Source organism: Ruegeria sp. BG5 (assembly GCF_056538425.1).
This window is the reverse complement of record NZ_JBQFTC010000005.1, coordinates 36,235-54,254: the sequence shown is the minus strand read 5'-3', so window position 1 is coordinate 54,254 and position 18,020 is coordinate 36,235. Positions and strand designations below refer to the sequence as shown.

The window sequence follows — 18,020 nt, the reverse complement described above, 5'->3', positions numbered from 1 at the left end:
CTCAGTCGCTGGCGCGCAGAATGCGGGCGGGTCGGACGGATAAGGGGCGCAGCGCAAAGATCAGCCCTGCGCCAAGGGTGACGATGACCCCTGTGATCACGATGCCCAGTGCCGAGGGCCAGATCACCGCGAACCCGGTGTCGAAGATATAGGTCGCCACAGCCCAGCCGCCCAAGATACCGACCAGCAGGGCGACGCAGCCTGCCGCGGCCCCCAGCAACATCGCACGCAGGGTGAAGCTGAGCAGAATGCGGCGACGGTCGGCCCCGATTGTTTTCAGGATCGCAGCCTCGTACCGGCGGGCCGGTTCTCCGGCTGCGGCTGCGCCGATCAGCACCAGAAACCCGGTCAGCAGCGACACCCCGGCTCCGTAGGACGTTGCCGAGGCCAGCCCCGCCAACAGGCCCGAGACACGGTCTATGGCATCGCGCACTCGAATAGCGGTTATATTGGGGAACTGACCAGCCAGATCGCGCAGGATGGCGGCCTCGGCCTGTTCTTCGGCATAGACGGTGGCGATGAAACTATGCGGTGCGCCGGCCAGCGCCGACGGGTTCATCGACATGATGAAGCCGATGCCGGCGGTCGAAAAATCAACCTCGCGAAAGGATGTGATCGCCGCGGTGATGTCGCGGCCCAGAATGTTCACGGTCAGCGTATCGCCCAGGGACAGGCCCATTTCTTCGGCCTCTTCGGCGGCAAAGCTGATCTGGGGGTCACCTGCATAGCCCTCAGCCCACCATTCGCCCGCCGTGATGCGCGCATTCTCGGGCGGGAGGGCAGAGTAGGTGATGCCCCGGTCGCCTTCCAGAACCCAGTGGCTGCCTGCAACCTCGCGGGCGGGCTGACCGTTGATCCGGGTGATGATCCCTCGCAGCATCGGTGCGCTTTCAAGGCGACTGACAGTGGGGTCGGTTTCCAGACGCTCGGTAAAACCGGGCATTTGATCCTTCTGGATGTCGACAAAGAAATACGAGGGCGCAACGTCCGGCAGATTGCCCGAGATGGCATTGCGCAATGTGCCATCGATCTGGCCCACGGCGGCAAGCACAGAAAGGCCCAGACCAAGGGACAGAACCACAGACCCCGCGCCTTCGCGTGGGTCCGAGATGGCGGCCAGCGCCCATCGCAGTGGCGGGTGGCCGCGCGACCACGGAACGCCCTTGCGGGCCAGCCAGCGAATTGCGAAAGCGGCCAGTGATAAAAGGAACAGCGCCCCGACCAACCCGCCGCTGGTCCAAAGCGTCAGCCGCGCCGAGCCGCTGAACCACGCCGCCGCTGCGATCAGAATGGCCAGACCCAGCCCGGTTGCCAGAACGTAAATCAACCGGGGTATCTGCCGGGCCGAGGTCAGGGCGTCGCGAAACAAGGTGGCGGCACGCACCTCCTCGGTTCGGGCCAGCGGCCAGAGGGTGAACAGAAACGCTGTCAGCAAGCCATACAGCGCAGCCTCGGCCAGGGGTTGGGGATAGATCGAAAACACCGCCGGGACGGGCAATTGGCTTTCGATGATAGGAGCCAACAGGACGGGGGCCAATCCACCCAAGGCCAATCCGATGGCAATGCCGATCCCGGACAACAGCCCGATCTGGATCATATAGGTCTGAAACACGGTCGCCCGATCCGCGCCCAATGTGCGCAGCGTGGCGATGGTTTCCGTTTTCTGCGACAGGTACGCCCGAACCGCGGCGGACACGCCGATGCCGCCCACGGCCAAGCCAGACAGGCCCACCAGAACCAGAAAGGCGCTGAGCCGCCCGACGAATTCGGCAATGCCGGGCGCTCCGTTTCGGGCATCCGTCCAGCGCATTCCGGTACCTTCAAAGGTCCGGGCGGCTTCGGTTGCGGTTACCTCAAGATCGGCGGTTTCCGGAAGGTTCAGCCGGTACTTGGTCGAAAACAAAGTGCCGGGTTCCAACAAGCCAGATGCGCCAAGGTCTGCGGTGCGAACCAGCGTTCTGGGGCCAAGGCCAAACCCGTCTGCGGCCCCGTCAGGCTCGGCGATCAAGGCAGCCATCAGAACGAAATCCTGCGTTCCCAGCGCAAAAACATCGCCCACCGAAAGGCCAAGCCGGTCCATCAGGACCTGCTCCATCACCGCGCCCGGCAGACCGTTTTGACCGTCTAGGGCGTCAGGCAAGGGCATGTCAGGGTTCAGCCCGACCTCGCCCAGCAAGGGATAGGCGGCATCAACGGCTTTCACCTGCGTCAACGCGCGTTCGGCGCCCGTATCAAGCGGGGCAACCGCGAGCGAACGGAAATCGACAACCTCCGAGACCGCCTCGGCGGTGTTTTCCATCCATGCACGTTCTTCTGCTGTGGCAAACCTGTAGGTGAATTCCAGTTCGGCGTCGCCGCCCAGCAGCGCCGCGCCTTCCTGTGTCAGCCCGATCTGGATGGCGTATCGGACCGATCCAACAGCGGCGATGGCCGCGACGCCAAGGGCCAGACAGGCCAGAAAGATGCGAAATCCGCGCAGACCTCCGCGCAGTTCCCGCCGCGCCAGCCGCCCGGCCAGTCGCAGGCTCATTCTGCAGCCTCTTTCCGCGCATCCTCGGCAATGCGCCCGTCGCGCAGGCGGACAACGCGGTCGCATCGGTCGGCCAGCGTATGGCTGTGCGTCACCAGAACCAGCGTTGCGCCGTGTCTGTCGCGCAAGCCAAACAGCAGATCGACAATGGCGGCACCGTTTGCCTCATCCAGATTTCCCGTGGGTTCATCCGCCAGCAGGATCTGCGGGCGCGGGGCCGAGGCCCGGGCCAGTGCCACGCGTTGCTGCTCACCGCCCGACAACTGCGCCGGATAGTGGTCGCGCCGATGCGACAGGCCAACCGAATCCAACTCGGCCTCGGCCCGGGCAAAGGCATCCTTGTGACCGGCCAGTTCCAGTGGCGTGGCTACGTTTTCCAGCGCAGTCATGGTCGGGATCAAGTGGAAGTTCTGAAACACCACACCCATCGTATCGCGCCGGAACCGCGCCAGATGATCCTCGTCCATCCCGGTCAGGTCCTGCCCCAAGGCCGTGACGGAGCCTCCGGTCGCCTGTTCCAGCCCACCCATCAGCATCAGAAGGGATGACTTGCCCGACCCGGATGGCCCAACCAGCCCCAAGGTCTCACCCTGCTTTACCGACAGCGTGATGCCATGCAGAATATCCACACGCCCGGCATTGCCATCCAGCGACAAAGCGGCATTTTGGAGCGAAAGAACAGGCTGAGTCATAGGTCTTTCCAAATGGAGGCAACACTTGTGGGATATGGAGCGGATACGACTTTGCGCAAGACTTTGATCGCAGGCCTTTTTGCAAGCTGCGGTTTTGCGGCCACAGCCGAACCTGTGATTATCGCCGCATTGGGGGACTCGCTGACGCAAGGCTATGGGCTGGTTGAAGAGGACGGGTTTGTTTCGCAACTGGAACGGTGGCTGCAGGCGCAAGGCGCGGATGTCCGGTTGATCAATGCGGGTGTTTCGGGCGATACCACGGCCGGTGGTGCTGCGCGAGTGGACTGGACCCTGACGCCCGAGGTGGATGGGATGATCGTCGCGCTGGGCGGCAATGATCTGCTGCGCGGGATCGACCCGGATGTGTCTCGATCAAACCTCGAGAAGATCCTGACCACCGCGCAAGCGGGGGAGGTTGAGGTGTTACTGGTGGGCATGCAAGCCCCCGGCAATTATGGCCCGGACTACAAGCAGAGCTTCGACAGCATCTATCCCGATTTGGCGCAGCAGTATCAGACGCTTTACGCAGACAGCTTCTTTGAAGGGCTGACGGCGGTTGACGATCCGAATGCTGTTGGCGCGTTCATGCAGCCCGATGGCATTCATCCCAACGCCAAGGGCGTCGCCCTTATTGTCGAGGCTTTGGGGCCAAAAGTGCTGCAACTGGCCAACGAGGTCGCAGAACAAGGGTAGCTCATGCCGGGACGGTTCTTTCTGACGCGACCTATCGCCGAAATCGCCGATTTGCTTGGTGTTTCGGCGGATGTCCCCGAACAACCGCCCCGCAGCAACATCCAGCCTGGTCAAGAGATGCTGGTGCTGACGCAAACCGGGCTGGTGCCGATGCGCTGGGGCATGATTCCGGTCGGTCGGGTCAACGCCCGAGGGCGCCCGGTGATGGAGACCATCATCAATGCCCGTTCTGAGACCGTCTTCGACAAGACCGCGTTTGAGGGCGTTGGCCGCGCAGTTATCCCGGTGGATGGGTGGTACGAATGGACCGGAGAGAAGCGTCGCAAGACAGCATGGCGTATCTTGTCGGCTGACGGCGCGCCACTGTTCTTCGCGGCGATTACCGACACCTGGCAGGCCCCGGGCGGGTTGCAGGTCGATCAGTTTGCTGCCGTCACTTGTGAACCGAATGGCGACGTGAAACCTATCCACCACCGGATGGGCGTGCTGCTGGATCGCGCAGGCATTGATTTATGGCTGACTGTCTCGGAAGATCAGGCCAAGCAGTTAACGCGCCCGTGGCCAGACGGGCTGTTGCATATCGAAGAAGCAAAGGGCGTAGACTGGTCCGCGCCCTAACCAGCCGGTCAGACCACGGTTACCACCGTTCCAATCGGAACCCGGTTATACAGATCGACCACATGTTCGTTCAGCATCCGAATGCAGCCGTTCGAGGCCGCCCGTCCGATGGTCTGCGGCTGTGTCGTCCCATGAATGCGAAAATACGTATCGACCCCGTTCTGGAAAAGATACAGCGCACGGGCGCCCAGAGGATTGTCCCCTCCGCCCGGTTGCACATAGTCGTTGTCCTTGAACTTGGCATAAGCCACCGGATCGCGTTCGATCATCTCATCGGTGGGCCGCCACGTGGGCCATTCCTTCTTGACGTCGATGGTCGCGGTGCCCGTGAACTCCAGCCCCGCCTTGCCGACACCGCAACCGTAACGGATCGCCTTGCGCGGTTCGGTCACGTAATAGAGGTAGAAGGATCGGGGCACGACCAGCAATTGACCGGGGACGAATTGCTTCTTGATCCGCACAAATTGCGGCGTTGGATCATACTCGACCGCCTTCTTGGCGCTGGCGATACCCGGCAGCAGGCTGGCAGCCGTTCCGGCAAGAAACACACGGCGTGTGAACATGGGTGAGCCTCTTCAAATGACCAATGCAATCATGACTATACTGTCAGGATGATAGCAAATCTGGTCATTTCTAGGGCAAATATAACGGAAACGTGATGTGTTCCGCTTGCGCGCTGCGCCGTAAGTAAAAAAGGGTGAGGATTGCGCCTCACCCTGTGACTGGCTTAGGCCAGCTCGATATTGTCGGCGCTTTCGCGACCGTCACGACCCGAGCGCAGCTCGTATGTGACTTTCTGGTTGTCGGCCAGACCTGTCAGGCCCGAACGCTCGACAGCCGAGATGTGAACGAAGATGTCTTTGCCGCCATCTTCGGGTGCGATAAAGCCGTAGCCTTTGGTGGTGTTGAACCATTTTACGGTGCCTGCGGGCATATCCGTTGTCTCCTGATTGGTGCTGCCCACGTGGATGCGGCAGCCTGGCGTCGTAGTCTGGATCGAATGACTGAGCGCCGTGGAAGGAGACAGTAGGTCGAAATAGAAAAACGTAAGCCCTTTGCATATGGCATTGGGGTGGGCATGTGGCAAGGGTGGAATTTGGTTCCGTTTAGCATCAAACTAACGAATGAACCTCCACTTATAAGTTGATTTTTCACCTTTTAAGGTTATATCTCAGTTGCGGGCAAGCGCTGGGAGCAATCCGAGTTGCCAAACGGCGGCAGCGTCCTGAGCGACGTGATACAGGATCCAGGGGCCCGCACTTTACAAACTTTGAACAAATACTTCTGACTGCGGTGGGATGGTGCAGCGACGCGGCACTAAGGTAACCCCGCAGTTCAGTATTCGCTTATTTTGTTTGATAAATCTGGGCCGCAAGTAGTTGGCATATCGTGGCTCGGTGTCACCATAGAGATTTGGTTCAAGCGCACTATACACAGCGCTGGTTGCCACATCAGCAATTTGTAAGCCTGCACGGTTTGAGTGGTCTTCAACTTTAACGTCTTCAGGATTCAAAACTGACCAATCAATCGAGCGGACCGGGCGCATGACTTCACGACCGTCACGCATTAAAAACAGGTAGTCACGCATTACCTCGTAGTCAGTGCCGCCCCGCTTCGAGAAAGTAACATGCACTTTACATGCTGTACCTGTAAGCTTGCTTTTTTGAGCACATGCAGCAGTGACCCTCTCAAGCAGAAATCTAACTAAATAATTGTATAGATGTCCTTTTCTTTTGTAGACTGCTAACTTTTGATCATCAAGTTGGAGCAAGGTTGGTTTGTAAGAGGCGACAACACAAGCTCCGAATGGTTTTCCGGCCAAGGTGCGGGAGGCCAGCACTTTTTGTTCATGTTTGAGTTTGTGAAAATGGAGGTCTCTGCGTCTTTTCTGGGGAAACTGATCCATGATTTCGTTCCGCCATTGTGGCAGAAAACGATCATTTTCTTTGGAAACAACAATTCCACCTAAGAGAAGCCAAGATGACTGACCGCCAGAATTGGAGTTTCGTAGCTTCCCGAAACCTTCGTCCCCCGCTTCGTCAATGTAAACGAAGTACTCAGTCAGAGTAGCCTCCAAAAATTCCTACAAGCAATGCTGCAAATTGTGTGCCAGACATTTGCTCGGCACACAACTAATAGGTGAACTATCGCGCAAACTTCTTATGCTTCAACCGCTTGGGCTCCAGCGCATCCGGTCCCAGACGGCGCTTTTTGTCCTCTTCGTAATCCTCGAAGTTGCCCTCGAACCATTCCACATGTGCATCACCCTCAAACGCCAGAATATGCGTACAAATCCGGTCGAGGAAGAAGCGGTCGTGTGAGATGACCACGGCGCAGCCTGCGAAATCGACCAGCGCGTCTTCTAGCGCGCGCAGGGTTTCGACGTCGAGGTCGTTGGTCGGCTCATCCAGCAACAGCACGTTGCCGCCCTCTTTCAGCAGGCGGGCCATGTGGACGCGGTTGCGCTCACCGCCTGACAGCAGCGAGACCTTTTTCTGCTGGTCGCCGCCCTTGAAGTTGAAGGACGAGCAATAGGCGCGGGAATTGACCTGCGCGTCGCCCAGTTGGATGATCTCGGCGCCGCCGGTGATCGCCTCCCACACGGTGTCGTTGTCTTTCAGGTCGTCGCGGGACTGGTCGACATAGGACAGCTCGACCGTGTCGCCCAGCGTAATGGTGCCGCTGTCGGGCTGTTCCTGACCGGTGAGCATCTTGAACAGGGTCGATTTACCCGCGCCGTTGGGGCCGATTACACCGACAATGCCGCCGGGGGGCAGGGCGAAGTCCAGCCCTTCGATCAGTTGCTTGTCGCCCATGTGTTTCGACAGGCCCTCGACCTCGATCACCTTGCCGCCAAGGCGCTGGCCGTTGGGGATGACGATCTGGGCGCGGGTCAGCTTTTCGCGTTCGGACTGTTCGGCCAGCTCGTTATAGGCGTTGATCCGGGCCTTGGATTTGGCCTGACGGGCCTTCTGGCCCTGACGCATCCATTCCAACTCGCGCTGCAGGGTCTTCTGCTTGGACTTGTCCTCGCGCGCTTCCTGTTCCAGCCGTTTGGCTTTTTGTTCCAGCCATGCGGAATAGTTGCCCTCGTAAGGAATACCCCGGCCACGGTCGAGTTCCAGAATCCAGCCGGTGATGTCATCCAGGAAATAGCGGTCGTGGGTGACGATCAGGATGGTGCCTTTGTAATCGATCAGGTGCTGTTGCAGCCAGGCGATGGTCTCGGCGTCCAGGTGGTTGGTCGGTTCGTCGAGCAGCAGCATGTCGGGCGCTTCCAGCAGCAGCTTGCACAGCGCCACGCGGCGTTTCTCACCCCCCGAGAGGTTGGCGATGTTGGCATCGTCCGGCGGGCAGCGCAGCGCCTCCATCGAGACGTCGATCTGGCTGTCGAGGTCCCACAGGTTTTCGGCGTCGATAGCGTCCTGCAGGGTGGTCATTTCCTCCATCAACTCGTCCGAGTAATTCTCGGCGATCTCCATGGCGATTTCGTTGAACCGGTCGACCTTGGCCTTTTTAGCGGCCACGCCCAGCATGACGTTTTCGCGGACCGACAGGCTTTCGTCCAGTTGCGGTTCCTGCGGCAGATAGCCGACCTTGGCGCCCTCGGCTGCCCATGCCTCGCCGGTAAAGTCGGTATCCAGACCGGCCATGATCTTCATCAGCGTCGATTTACCCGCGCCGTTGACGCCGACAACACCGATTTTCACGCCGGGCAGAAAACTCAGGTGGATGTTTTCAAAGCACTTCTTGCCACCGGGATAGGTCTTTGAGACACCCTGCATGTGGTAGACATATTGATAGGCGGCCATGTCGCGTCCTCTGGGTCGGGGAAATTGGGTTGGGCGGTGTGATAGCGGATGCGTTGGGTGGGGGCAATGATGCCCGTCAATGATTGTTGAGTGGCTGAAACACCTCTAGGTAATCGTTGATGAGTGCGGAGAGAAGCTCTGTGCGCGGTACGTTCCGAAGATCGTCAGGAACAAAGTCGTTCTCAAAATTAAGTTCACTCTGACCGAGTACCGGTCTGTCACCAAAGGCAGGGTCCAAGTAATAGTGCCATATCAATATTAGCATATGTCGCTGGCTATTGCGGGGCTTGCTGTGTTCATCAAGTTCTACGCGCGCCAAGACCAACTGTTCGAGCACTTCGTTTTTTGGAAGTTTTCCAGCTCTCAATGATGTGTAGAGCTCCGGCCTTTTGATTTTGATAAGCAGCAGACCCGGCACCAACCATGCCGCGTACTTCCCACCCCAGTCAGTGTCTATTGGAGCGGCAATGGAAGCCAAAGCACACACCCTTTCCGCTTCGCGAAGTGTCAATTCGCGAGTTGCTGAACCGTGCTTGGTGTAGAGGTTTAGTAGACCGACACCTTGAGTGTTCTTGCTCTTGGTATGTTCAGCGACGAGGGCTAAATACTTTGAAAGTGTTGTTGCTGATGCCTTGCCTGTTTCTAATGGCAGTTTGAACTGAACGTGAATGAATTTCTGTAGATAGGCATTTGCGTTTGTCTGTCTTCCATACCGAGCGCGAACTGAGTTCTGTAATTCCTCTAGATTTACGCCCAAAACGAACTGGACGCCTGCCACGTCGAAAAAGTGTTTGATCGTTTCCAGAACGGAGAGTGCAAAGTCGGGTCGACAACGATCCAGTTCGTCAATCACAACGATCAGTTTTCGGTTTGGCGCTCCGCTGGCATCTGGCTCGGTCAGATCGACCAGTGCCCGTCTGAAACCCTCCATTGCCGCGCGTTTACCATTTTCTAATTTCCAGAAATCAGTCACGGCTTCATCAAGCTCACCGGCAACGGTTTTGATCGCGGCCTCCGCCAATTCGTCTGCTTTGGTTACTAGACCCGCAGTCACGACGGACGCGCCGGTACGAACAAGTGCGCGCGCGAGGGCAGGGGCGACCTGCTTGGCTGTCTTCCAAGCCTTTTGAGCCGCTTCGTCGTTCGTTTCTTCGAACCGTTCGGCAATCGCTCCGGTCAACGCAATCAAAGGATCGTCCAGAAAGTCATGTTTGAACGCGTCGAAGTAAACGGTTTGGGTCGTGTTTCCTTCTCGCTTCAGATGCTCGCCCACCCAGCACTTTAGGAAGAATGACTTGCCGGAGCCCCATGCTCCGTCCAAAGCGATCACAAGTGGGTCGTCGATGCGCTCGACCAGTTCCGACAACTTGTCGCCGGTGGGTTTGCGTGAGAGTTTGTCGTGCTCGTCAAACCCATCTTTGTATAGCTTGATCTTGGGTTCGGGGATGGTCAGGCGCATGTTTGGTTCCAATTCACAAATCAATCAGCATTACTATTAGCGGCTGCCGCAGGAACGGCCAGACTGCTAGATGAGGGGAGGTGTGAAAATCTCGGAGCCTTTGATGTCCCTGAAAGATCTCATTGCTGGTTGGGCACAGTCGGGACGTGTTGAATGGATCGGCCTTCGGTCTGAGCGGCGGTCGGAGGTGATTATTGTGGACGAGGCCATGACCTCTGCCGATGGGTTGGACGGCGACCGCAGTCGCGCAGGCAAGCGGGCGGTGACTCTAATTCAGCAGGAGCATCTGGCGGCGATAGGCTCGTATCTCGGGCAGGGGCCGGTTTCGCCCGACATTCTACGGCGCAATCTGGTGGTTTCCGGGATCAATCTGGCGGCGCTCAAAGGGCGTGAGGTGCAGGTGGGCGAGGCCATCTTGCGCTTTACCGTGATCTGTGCGCCGTGCAGCCGGATGGAGGAGGCGCTGGGCAAAGGGGGTTATTCTGCCGTGCGGGGGCATGGTGGTTGGTGTGCGGAAGTCCTCCGGCCCGGGCGCGTCAAGCTGGGTGATGCGGTGCAGCCGGTTGATTGACAACGCCCGCCAGTTCTGAACATCAGCGTGGGATGGAGCGATACGACATTCCATATGCGCGGCCCGGGCAGGTGATCGGGCTGTTCGGCGGGTCCTTTGATCCGCCGCACAAGGGCCATGTGCATGTGACGCTTGAGGCGATGAAGGCGTTTGGGCTGGATCGGGTGTGGTGGCTGGTGTCTCCGGGCAATCCGTTGAAGGAGCGCGGACCGGCCCCTCTGGCGCAGCGGGTCAAGGCCGCGCGGGGGGTCATACAGCACCCGGATGTCGAGATCACGGATATCGAGGCGCTGACAGGAACGCGGGCGACGGCGGACACTCTGGCGGCGCTATGCCGGTTATATCCGCAGGTCAAATTTGTCTGGCTGATGGGGGCCGATAATCTGGCGCAGTTTCATCGCTGGAAAGACTGGCGGCAGATCATGGACAGCGTGCCGGTGGGTGTGGTGGCGCGTCCGGGGGATCGGATCAGTGCCCGGATGTCGCCTGCGGCGCGGCTCTATGCCCGCTACCGGATTGACGGGCAGGCGCGGCATTTGCTGGGGCGGGCACAGGCTCCGGCCTGGTGTTTCGTGAATGTACCGATGGTCGATGTCAGCTCGACCGAGTTGCGCAATCGCGGCGATTGGCGCAACGGAGTGTTGCCGGAATAGCCACATCACCTGCATATTGTCATGCAATGGTTGTCTGATTTTAATCGCTGGGATTTTAATTGCCCCATGGTTGATCGCATTTCACGACGGTTTTTTCTGGGGGGTATCGGGGCGTCCCTGATCCCGGCGACGGGATTGGCGCAGGCCCCTTTGGTCTCGCTCCGGCCGCAGGCGCGCGGGCCGCAGTTGACCGGCGCCGAACGTCTTGTCCGGGCGGCCGGTCTGAAAGGCGACGTCGTGTTCGCGGTGGCCGATGTTGGCACCGGTGCGCAGCTTGAGGCGTTTCAGGGCGAGATGGGATTGCCGCCCGCCAGTGTGGGCAAGGCGCTGACCGCGCTTTACGCGCTGGACGTGCTTGGACCCGATCATCGCTTTGAAACAAGCCTGATCGCGGCTGGGCCAATTGAAAACGGCATATTGCAGGGGGATCTGATCCTGGCCGGCGGAGGTGATCCGTTGCTGGACACCGACAATCTGGCCTCGATGGCGGCCAATCTGCGCGAGGCGGGCATTACCGAGGTGCGCGGCGCGTTCAAGGTTTATGACGGCGCGCTGCCTTTCGTGTTCAGCATCGACCCCGGACAGCCGGATCATCTGGGCTATAGCCCGGCCATCAGCGGTATTTCACTGAATTTCAACCGGGTTCACTTTGAATGGAAACGGGACGGCACCAATTACGACGTCACAATGGACGCCCGCACCGCCAAGTATCGCCCGGATGTTGACGTGGCGTCGATGCGGGTCGAAGGGCGCAGCCTGCCGATTTACACTTATCAACCCAGTGCGCGGCAGGACCGCTGGTCCGTCGCCAAAGGAGCCTTGGGCAACGGCGGTGCCCGTTGGTTGCCGGTGCGAAAACCTGCACTTTATGCGGGGGATGTGTTCAAAACTCTAGCCCGTGCCAACGGGATCGTTCTGGACCGGGTTGAAGTCACGCGCGAGGCGCCGCAAGGCACCACCCTCATTGTCCATCAAAGCGATCGTTTGGACAGTATCCTGCGCGGAATGCTGAAATACTCGACCAATCTGACAGCCGAGATGGTGGGAATGGCAGCGACCAAGGCGCGCGGAGTGATGCCGCAGGACCTTGCGGAATCGGCGGCAGAGATGAACCGCTGGGCGCTTGAGGTCTATGGGGTCGATCAGATTGCAATGGTGGATCATTCCGGGCTGGGCGACGCATCGCGCATGGCACCGGAGGCTTTGGTTGCGGCCTTTGTTCAGGCGCGCAAGGCCGGGGCGCTGCGCCCTTTGTTGAAGCCGTTTTCCCTGACCGACAAGATTGGCACGCCCGTAAAGGATCACCCGATCAAAGTGGATGCCAAAACGGGAACGCTGAACTTCGTTTCAGGTCTGGGCGGCTTTCTGACAACGGCGGATGGATCGGAGCTGGCCTTTGCGATCTTTACTGCAGATGTCGATCACCGCGCGACGATCCCTCGTGCCCTTCGCGAACGCCCCGAGGGCGCGCGCGCCTGGAACCGGCGGTCGCGCAAATTGCAACGGGCGCTGATTGAGCGCTGGGGCGCGCTTTACGGCAGTTGAAACCGTCAGACCACGTGACGGGCGCGTGCGCCACGCTCGATGGCGGCGGCGTGCAGGCGGTCAATGCTCAGCTCATACCGGATTTCTTCCAGCAGGCGCAGCTCGGTCTCGGCCAGTGATCCGTCGGCAGCGGCCACGTCGCAGGCCAGCGCATAGGCGGTTTCGTTCAGACGCTCGGGCAGGTTGTCCCGGATCAGGCCGAACAAGGCGTCCAGACCATCTTCCTGCTCGAACAGGTCGAACACGATTTGCGAGACATGCCGGGTGCGGTCCGCGTCATACCCGGCAAAGACCGGCAGCATGTTCACCGCGCCCTGGATCTTGACCAGCTCAGCCGTGCGGATGTTTTCGTCCGATGCGGAGACCGCGACCATGATCGCCACAAGGCAATCCTGCGGGGACATGGGATGAGGGGTTTGATCGGTCATGAGCTACGTCCTGATTGAAGGCCTTCAGAGGCGCACGATAGGCACCGGTGCGCGCGGGTTCAACAGCTTGTTTGGTCGCAGATCGAGTACCGATAAGAATTGATAAGGACCTGAGCGGGATGGGTCATCCCGGTCTTGCACGTCATTGTCAGTCGAACGTGGAGACTGATGAGAAGTCCGAGGCGATGCGGATCATACCCGACAACTTGCCCTCACCGATCTTGAGGTCCTCGCATTGCTGTCCAATCAAGGCGGCAGGGACCGAGGTTGCAGCCTGCAAGGCGTCCTCCGGCGGGATGCCGACTTTGTTGACCATCACGCCCAGTGCTGTGGTCAGATCCAGATCAGCGCCTGCCAAAGTGCCATCCGACAAGGTGAGGATCCCGTCACGACGCAGGATCGTGCGCCCGTTCAGTTGGAACTCAGTTTCGCTTGTCCCGGCCACAGCCATGGCGTCACTGACCAGATACAGCCGACCCGGCCCGCGCTTGGCCGCCCACGCGGCGCGGATCGTTTCCGGGTGAACGTGAACGGCATCGGCGATCAACCCGGACGAGGCCGCGCCATTGGCCAGAACCGCGCCGACCAGCCCCGGTTCGCGATTGCCCAGCTGGCTCATGGCGTTGAACAGATGCGTCGCACAACGCGCACCAGCCGCAAAGTACCGCATGCAGGTGTCGAAACCGGCGTCCGTGTGCCCCAGCGAAACCAGCACCCCGGCCTCGGCCAGCGTGCTGACCTGCTGTTCGGACACGGATTCCGGGGCGATTGTGACTTTGAGACACGGCAATTGGGCGGCGGCAGACAACAAGGCATCAAGATCGTGCTGCTCCATCGGTCGGATCAAGCTGGCGTCATGCGCGCCTTTTCGGGCAACCGACAAATGCGGCCCTTCCAGATGCAAACCGGCAATGCCGGGAATACCCGCGCGAACGGCTTGGATGGCTGCATCTATGGCAGCCTGAGTTTTATCGGCGGTATCCGTAATCAGTGTCGGCAGCAGCGAGGTGACCCCCAAACGACGATGGGTGCGAGCCATTCGGCGCAGCGTGTCTACCGAGGGATCGTCATTGAACAACAGCCCATCGCCGCCATTGACCTGCAGATCGACATAACCGGGGCTCAGAATATCGCCGCCAAGGTCAACGACACGTCCCGCGTTAGAGATGTCCGTATCCGGTCCGAACTCTGCCACGTGCCCATCGACGACCCGCAACGCGTGGTTCTGCCACAGCTTTGACCCGTCAAAACAAAGCCCGTTCCGGAATGTCACCACATCCTGTGTCATACCGTTTCCGTCACCTTGTTCAGATGCCGCGGCGTGTCGGGGTTGATCCCACGGTTTACCGCCACGGTTTCAACCATCCCGTAGAACGAAACGATGGCTGCAATCGGGTCGGTCAGCCAGTGATCGGTTCGCACATAAGGCAGACGCGTCGCCGTGTTGACCTTGTCGGACAGGGCAAAAACGCGCGCGCCCTTGGCGGCCATTGCGTCCGCCGTCTGCGCGACGCTATCTTCAGCGGCGTCTGCGGCAGCGAAGGCGATCACGGGAAAATCCTGCTCGACGATCGAGACCGGGCCGTGCAGAACCTCGGCAGACGAGTAGCTTTCGGCGTGGATCAGGCAGGTCTCCTTGAACTTCAGCGCGGCCTCGTTCGAGATCGCCCAGCTTGGCCCCCGGCCCAGCGTAAACAGCGACCGGCCGTCGACGGCCTCTGCCGCAGCGGACCAGTCGCATTGGGTCGCCGCCTCCAGCCTTTCCGGCAGGGTCTTGATCGCTGCGATCAGTGCGGCGTCCTTTTTGATTTCGGCAATCAGCCACAGCCCCGCGACCAGTGATGTGACGAAGGTTTTTGTTGCCGCGACGCTCAGCTCGGGGCCTGCATGGATCGGCAGCGTGGTGTCGGCAATTCCGGCCAGCCGGGACGTCGAGTCATTGGTGATCGCAACCGTAAATCCGCCGGTCTTGCCCAGCACTTCGGTCATGCGCGCGATGTCGGGGCTTTGCCCGGATTGCGAGATCGAGATGCACAGGGCACCTTCGGCCTGCAACGCGACATCGTAGATCGAACTGACGGATGGGCCGACCGATGCCATGGGGCGTTTCAGGATCAACTCGCTGGCGTATTTCAGATAAGTGCAGGCGTGATCCGAAGACCCCCGCGCCACGGACAGCAAATAGCGCGGGTCGATCTGCCGCGCTGTATCGGCGGCTTGCGTGATCGCGTCACCGCCCTGGGTCAGAAGCCTGTCGACAGCGCCGGGGATTTCCAGAATCTCGCGGCGCATCTGCGTGGTTTGATGTGGCATTCAGATCGGCCTTTCCGGTCTACAAGCGCAATTCGGCGACGAAATCGTAGGCATCGCCGCGATAGATGGAGCGGGTGAGTTCCGCGACCCGCCCACTGTCAAGGAATGAGGTGCGTTCGATCCTCAATCCGGCATCCCCTTCGGCAACATCCAGCAACTCGGCCTCGCGCGCTTCCAGATTGATGGCCGAGATTTTCTGCACCGCGCGCGTCGGGCGGTTGCCGGACTTGGCGAGCAGATCATACAGGGACGTGGACACCTCGGTCGGATTGGGCAGCAAATCCAGCGGCAGCGCTGCGCGTTCCAGCGCCAGCGGGCGTCCATCCGCCTCGCGCAGGCGATAGATGCGCGAGACCTGATCGCCTGCTGCAAGGTCCAGCGCCGACACTTCCTCAGGTGTGGCCATGAATACCCCGCGTTCCAGCCAGCGAGAGGTCGTCTCCATCCCCCGCCGGGTCATGTCTTCGGTGAATGAAGTCAGTTGCTTGAGCGACTGTTCCATCCGGGTCACCGGTTCGCGAATGAAGGACCCAGAGCCCTGCCGCTGTTCGATCAGCCCTTCGCGCACAAGTTCCTGAATGGCTTTGCGGACGGTGACGCGGGACAGGTCGGTAATCTCGGCCAGTTCGCGTTCGGGCGGCAGGGACGAGTTCGGTGGTAAGATTCCCGAGGCGATGCCCTCTTCCAGACGCCGCCTGAGCTGCACATAGCGTGGCCCGCCGGTTTCGCCGAGCCAGGTTTTCGACCGCAGGAATTCGATGGCGCTCATGCGATGACCTCCTCAGCGAAATCACGGGCCAATGACAGAGCACCGTCCAGAGGCGACTTGAGCGGTTGGGTCACGCAGTCCTGCATTACGGCCGGTAAATAGGCGCGGAATTCCGGGCCGATCCCGCCGGTCAGACAGACGGGAAGTCCGGGCGCCCAGCCGATCTGTTTCAGGCTGCGTTCGATCTCATCCGCTCCGGCCTGCATGGTGGATTGAGCTAGATGATCGCCTTCTGCCGCGAGTTCGGTGACGGTTTTCGCCAATTCGCCAAACTCGTGCGGGCGGGCGGTTGCGGCGAAGCGAACAAGCCCAGCAGGGGATTGGAATTGGGTCAGAAAGCGTTGGGCCATGGGGGCGTCGGGAATGCGACCATCCACGCTTTCCAACGTCAGGCGCAGGGCGTTTCGGCCGATCCATTGTGCCGAGGCTTCATCCCCAAGAACAGGGCCCCAACCGCCTGCGAATTTCGCGGTTGCACCAAACTGCGCGGCATAAAACGACCCCGTCCCGCAATGGGCCAGAACGCCGTCCTGCCGTCCCAAGGCTCCGCGCAAAGCGGCGCGCCGGTCGTCTTCGATGCGCAGGTGCGACAAGGGCAGGGCCTGTCGCAACCGATCCGCGATGGCTGGCCCGGTCACGCCTGCCAGCCCGACAAAGGCCGGTGTGTTGTGGATCACGTCTTGGGGCAGGCCAGATTTGGCTGTCAGCAAGTCCAGACCTTGCACAATCGAAAGGACGGTGCCGTTAAAATCGCTGGATACATTGGCCGAACCGGTCTCGACCGAGGTCACGGTTTGCCCCTGCGCCAGCGCGATCCGGCACCGGGTGCCTCCGCCATCGATGGCGAGAATTGGGGTTTGAGATTCGGCAGCCATAGGAGACTCCATTAAGATACCTGTGCGGGTAAGTAAATACCTTTTAAATACCAAAATCGCGAAAAACGCCTGTATTTTACCGCCAAGAAGGTCTCAAAAAGATTCTTGTGGACAAAAGGTATTATAAAGGTATTGTTTCCGGAGTTGGAGGGGGGAATCAGGTGCATTCCACACAGACAGAAGCGTTGCACGGATTGGCAAAGGGGTTGGATGCACGCCCGTTGGCCGATGTTGCGGCTGTGCTGGCGGATGCACAGATCGAGGCCGCGACGGCGGTCCGGGCTGCTGTTCCCGAAATTTCTGCCGCAGCGGCGCAGATGGCGGCGACCCTTCGTGGCGGCGGCGTCCTGCACTATGCGGCGGCGGGGTCTTCCGGGTTGATGGCGGCTGCGGATGCGCAAGAGTTGGGCGGAACCTTCTCGATCCCGCCTGCGCAGTTGCAGATCCATTTTGCGGGTGGTTTGCCAACGGGCGTCGAAATGCCGGGCGCAACCGAGGACGATACCGCCGGGCTGGACCGTGACCTTGAGACCCTGACGGCGCGCGACCTGCTGATCGGCGTTTCGGCCAGCGGCACGACGCCCTTTACCGTCGAAGCCGCCCGGATCGCCCGATCCCGAGGGGCCGCCGTTGTGGGGATCGCCAATAATGCGGGCTCTGCCTTGTTGGATCTCGCGGATCACGCGATTTGCCTGAGCACGCCGCCTGAAGTGCTGTCCGGCTCGACCCGAATGGGCGCGGGGACGGCACAGAAAATTGCGCTGAACATGCTGTCGACGCTGATGGCGATGGAATTGGGCCATGTTCATGATGGGATGATGGTCAACCTGCGGGCGGATAACGCAAAACTGCGCGCGCGTGCCGCTTCGATGGTGGCGCGGATCGCGGGCGTTGATGTTGCTGCGGCATCCGCCGCGCTGGATCAGATCGGGGGGCAGGTCAAGCCCGCTGTTCTGGTGGCAAACGGGGTTGCCCCCGATGCGGCCCATGCGCTGCTTCATGAAACCGAAGGAAACCTGCGGGCCGCGCTGTCGCGGCTTGAATGACAATAACCTGGGAGGA

Annotated in this window: 18 protein-coding genes; 6 read left to right on the top strand and 12 right to left on the bottom strand. The window is 60.1% G+C overall.

Annotation, left to right across the window (positions count from 1 at the left end):
- Position 1: 1 nt before the first annotated feature.
- Both ACR0KX_RS15130 and ACR0KX_RS15125 read right to left on the bottom strand, forming a co-directional pair.
- Positions 2 to 2,530 carry an ABC transporter permease gene (locus tag ACR0KX_RS15130; RefSeq protein WP_480708558.1) on the bottom strand — a complete coding sequence of 843 codons (2,529 nt, stop codon included), beginning with the start codon at positions 2,528 to 2,530 and terminating at the stop codon, positions 2 to 4.
- Entirely contained in the window at positions 2,527 to 3,222 is a 696-nt protein-coding gene (locus tag ACR0KX_RS15125) for an ABC transporter ATP-binding protein (RefSeq protein WP_480708557.1), read from the bottom strand. Before ACR0KX_RS15125 ends, ACR0KX_RS15130 begins: the two co-directional genes overlap by 4 nt.
- Before the next feature lie 12 nt (positions 3,223 to 3,234).
- Between ACR0KX_RS15125 and ACR0KX_RS15120 the strand changes: the two genes are divergently transcribed.
- Together ACR0KX_RS15120 and ACR0KX_RS15115 are read left to right on the top strand one after the other, a co-directional pair.
- Entirely contained in the window at positions 3,235 to 3,915 is a 681-nt protein-coding gene (locus ACR0KX_RS15120) for an arylesterase (RefSeq protein ID WP_170455516.1), read from the top strand.
- A 3-nt stretch (positions 3,916 to 3,918) separates the two neighbouring features.
- Positions 3,919 to 4,533: an SOS response-associated peptidase gene (locus ACR0KX_RS15115; RefSeq protein ID WP_170623943.1), complete on the top strand. Its 615-nt coding sequence runs from the start codon at positions 3,919 to 3,921 to the stop codon at positions 4,531 to 4,533.
- Between the two features lie 8 nt (positions 4,534 to 4,541).
- Here the strand turns inward: ACR0KX_RS15115 and ACR0KX_RS15110 are convergent, their stop codons facing one another.
- From ACR0KX_RS15110 to ACR0KX_RS15090, 5 genes are all read right to left on the bottom strand, one after another.
- Positions 4,542 to 5,096 carry a L,D-transpeptidase gene (locus tag ACR0KX_RS15110; protein ID WP_170455512.1) on the bottom strand — a complete coding sequence of 185 codons (555 nt, stop codon included), beginning with the start codon at positions 5,094 to 5,096 and terminating at the stop codon, positions 4,542 to 4,544.
- Between the two features lie 164 nt (positions 5,097 to 5,260).
- Positions 5,261 to 5,467 (bottom strand): cold-shock protein, encoded by a 207-nt coding sequence (locus tag ACR0KX_RS15105; RefSeq protein WP_170378838.1) that lies wholly within the window; start codon positions 5,465 to 5,467, stop codon positions 5,261 to 5,263.
- Positions 5,468 to 5,794: 327 nt separating this feature from the next.
- Positions 5,795 to 6,610: a DUF3800 domain-containing protein gene (locus ACR0KX_RS15100; RefSeq protein ID WP_170623941.1), complete on the bottom strand. Its 816-nt coding sequence runs from the start codon at positions 6,608 to 6,610 to the stop codon at positions 5,795 to 5,797.
- 67 nt (positions 6,611 to 6,677) lie between these two features.
- A complete protein-coding gene (gene ettA, locus ACR0KX_RS15095; protein ID WP_170327107.1) occupies positions 6,678 to 8,345 on the bottom strand; it encodes an energy-dependent translational throttle protein EttA in 1,668 nt (555 codons plus the stop codon).
- A gap of 76 nt (positions 8,346 to 8,421) precedes the next feature.
- The gene (locus ACR0KX_RS15090; protein ID WP_480708556.1) at positions 8,422 to 9,804 is read right to left on the bottom strand and encodes a KAP family P-loop NTPase fold protein; all 1,383 of its coding nucleotides are present in this window, start codon (positions 9,802 to 9,804) and stop codon (positions 8,422 to 8,424) included.
- A 103-nt stretch (positions 9,805 to 9,907) separates the two neighbouring features.
- Here ACR0KX_RS15090 and ACR0KX_RS15085 point away from each other — a divergent pair, with 103 nt between their 5' ends.
- The 3 genes from ACR0KX_RS15085 to dacB all read left to right on the top strand — a co-directional run bounded on the left by ACR0KX_RS15085 (position 9,908) and on the right by dacB (position 12,573).
- A complete protein-coding gene (locus tag ACR0KX_RS15085; RefSeq protein WP_480708555.1) occupies positions 9,908 to 10,375 on the top strand; it encodes an MOSC domain-containing protein in 468 nt (155 codons plus the stop codon).
- Positions 10,376 to 10,407: 32 nt separating this feature from the next.
- Positions 10,408 to 11,028: a nicotinate-nucleotide adenylyltransferase gene (locus ACR0KX_RS15080; protein WP_170455504.1), complete on the top strand. Its 621-nt coding sequence runs from the start codon at positions 10,408 to 10,410 to the stop codon at positions 11,026 to 11,028.
- A gap of 66 nt (positions 11,029 to 11,094) precedes the next feature.
- Positions 11,095 to 12,573 (top strand): D-alanyl-D-alanine carboxypeptidase/D-alanyl-D-alanine endopeptidase, encoded by a 1,479-nt coding sequence (gene dacB / locus ACR0KX_RS15075; RefSeq protein WP_170623937.1) that lies wholly within the window; start codon positions 11,095 to 11,097, stop codon positions 12,571 to 12,573.
- Positions 12,574 to 12,578: 5 nt separating this feature from the next.
- Here the strand turns inward: dacB and ACR0KX_RS15070 are convergent, their stop codons facing one another.
- The 5 genes from ACR0KX_RS15070 to ACR0KX_RS15050 all read right to left on the bottom strand — a co-directional run bounded on the left by ACR0KX_RS15070 (position 12,579) and on the right by ACR0KX_RS15050 (position 16,958).
- Positions 12,579 to 13,001: a tellurite resistance TerB family protein gene (locus ACR0KX_RS15070; protein ID WP_170455499.1), complete on the bottom strand. Its 423-nt coding sequence runs from the start codon at positions 12,999 to 13,001 to the stop codon at positions 12,579 to 12,581.
- Positions 13,002 to 13,149: 148 nt separating this feature from the next.
- A complete protein-coding gene (gene nagA, locus ACR0KX_RS15065; RefSeq protein WP_480708554.1) occupies positions 13,150 to 14,289 on the bottom strand; it encodes an N-acetylglucosamine-6-phosphate deacetylase in 1,140 nt (379 codons plus the stop codon).
- Positions 14,286 to 15,314, bottom strand: a complete 1,029-nt coding sequence (locus tag ACR0KX_RS15060) for an SIS domain-containing protein (RefSeq protein ID WP_170522384.1) — start codon at positions 15,312 to 15,314, stop codon at positions 14,286 to 14,288. Before ACR0KX_RS15060 ends, nagA begins: the two co-directional genes overlap by 4 nt.
- Before the next feature lie 19 nt (positions 15,315 to 15,333).
- The gene (locus ACR0KX_RS15055) at positions 15,334 to 16,083 is read right to left on the bottom strand and encodes a GntR family transcriptional regulator (protein ID WP_170455494.1); all 750 of its coding nucleotides are present in this window, start codon (positions 16,081 to 16,083) and stop codon (positions 15,334 to 15,336) included.
- Entirely contained in the window at positions 16,080 to 16,958 is an 879-nt protein-coding gene (locus ACR0KX_RS15050) for a BadF/BadG/BcrA/BcrD ATPase family protein (RefSeq protein ID WP_170455491.1), read from the bottom strand. The genes ACR0KX_RS15055 and ACR0KX_RS15050 overlap by 4 nt, the downstream gene beginning before the upstream one ends.
- Before the next feature lie 161 nt (positions 16,959 to 17,119).
- Between ACR0KX_RS15050 and ACR0KX_RS15045 the strand changes: the two genes are divergently transcribed.
- Positions 17,120 to 18,004: an N-acetylmuramic acid 6-phosphate etherase gene (locus ACR0KX_RS15045; RefSeq protein WP_170455490.1), complete on the top strand. Its 885-nt coding sequence runs from the start codon at positions 17,120 to 17,122 to the stop codon at positions 18,002 to 18,004.
- Positions 18,005 to 18,020 lie beyond the last annotated feature (16 nt).

Bases quoted from the DNA above. Each gene is read 5' to 3' on its own strand.
- ACR0KX_RS15130 (WP_480708558.1), bottom strand. From the start codon at position 2,530: ATGAGCCTGCGACTGGCCGGGCGGCTGGCGCGGCGGGAACTGCGCGGA.
- ACR0KX_RS15125 (WP_480708557.1), bottom strand. From the start codon at position 3,222: ATGACTCAGCCTGTTCTTTCGCTCCAAAATGCCGCTTTGTCGCTGGAT.
- ACR0KX_RS15120 (WP_170455516.1), top strand. From the start codon at position 3,235: ATGGAGGCAACACTTGTGGGATATGGAGCGGATACGACTTTGCGCAAG.
- ACR0KX_RS15115 (WP_170623943.1), top strand. From the start codon at position 3,919: ATGCCGGGACGGTTCTTTCTGACGCGACCTATCGCCGAAATCGCCGAT.
- ACR0KX_RS15110 (WP_170455512.1), bottom strand. From the start codon at position 5,096: ATGTTCACACGCCGTGTGTTTCTTGCCGGAACGGCTGCCAGCCTGCTG.
- ACR0KX_RS15105 (WP_170378838.1), bottom strand. From the start codon at position 5,467: ATGCCCGCAGGCACCGTAAAATGGTTCAACACCACCAAAGGCTACGGC.
- ettA (WP_170327107.1), bottom strand. From the start codon at position 8,345: ATGGCCGCCTATCAATATGTCTACCACATGCAGGGTGTCTCAAAGACC.
- ACR0KX_RS15090 (WP_480708556.1), bottom strand. From the start codon at position 9,804: ATGCGCCTGACCATCCCCGAACCCAAGATCAAGCTATACAAAGATGGG.
- ACR0KX_RS15085 (WP_480708555.1), top strand. From the start codon at position 9,908: ATGTCCCTGAAAGATCTCATTGCTGGTTGGGCACAGTCGGGACGTGTT.
- ACR0KX_RS15080 (WP_170455504.1), top strand. From the start codon at position 10,408: ATGGAGCGATACGACATTCCATATGCGCGGCCCGGGCAGGTGATCGGG.
- dacB (WP_170623937.1), top strand. From the start codon at position 11,095: ATGGTTGATCGCATTTCACGACGGTTTTTTCTGGGGGGTATCGGGGCG.
- ACR0KX_RS15070 (WP_170455499.1), bottom strand. From the start codon at position 13,001: ATGACCGATCAAACCCCTCATCCCATGTCCCCGCAGGATTGCCTTGTG.
- nagA (WP_480708554.1), bottom strand. From the start codon at position 14,289: ATGACACAGGATGTGGTGACATTCCGGAACGGGCTTTGTTTTGACGGG.
- ACR0KX_RS15060 (WP_170522384.1), bottom strand. From the start codon at position 15,314: ATGCCACATCAAACCACGCAGATGCGCCGCGAGATTCTGGAAATCCCC.
- ACR0KX_RS15055 (WP_170455494.1), bottom strand. From the start codon at position 16,083: ATGAGCGCCATCGAATTCCTGCGGTCGAAAACCTGGCTCGGCGAAACC.
- ACR0KX_RS15050 (WP_170455491.1), bottom strand. From the start codon at position 16,958: ATGGCTGCCGAATCTCAAACCCCAATTCTCGCCATCGATGGCGGAGGC.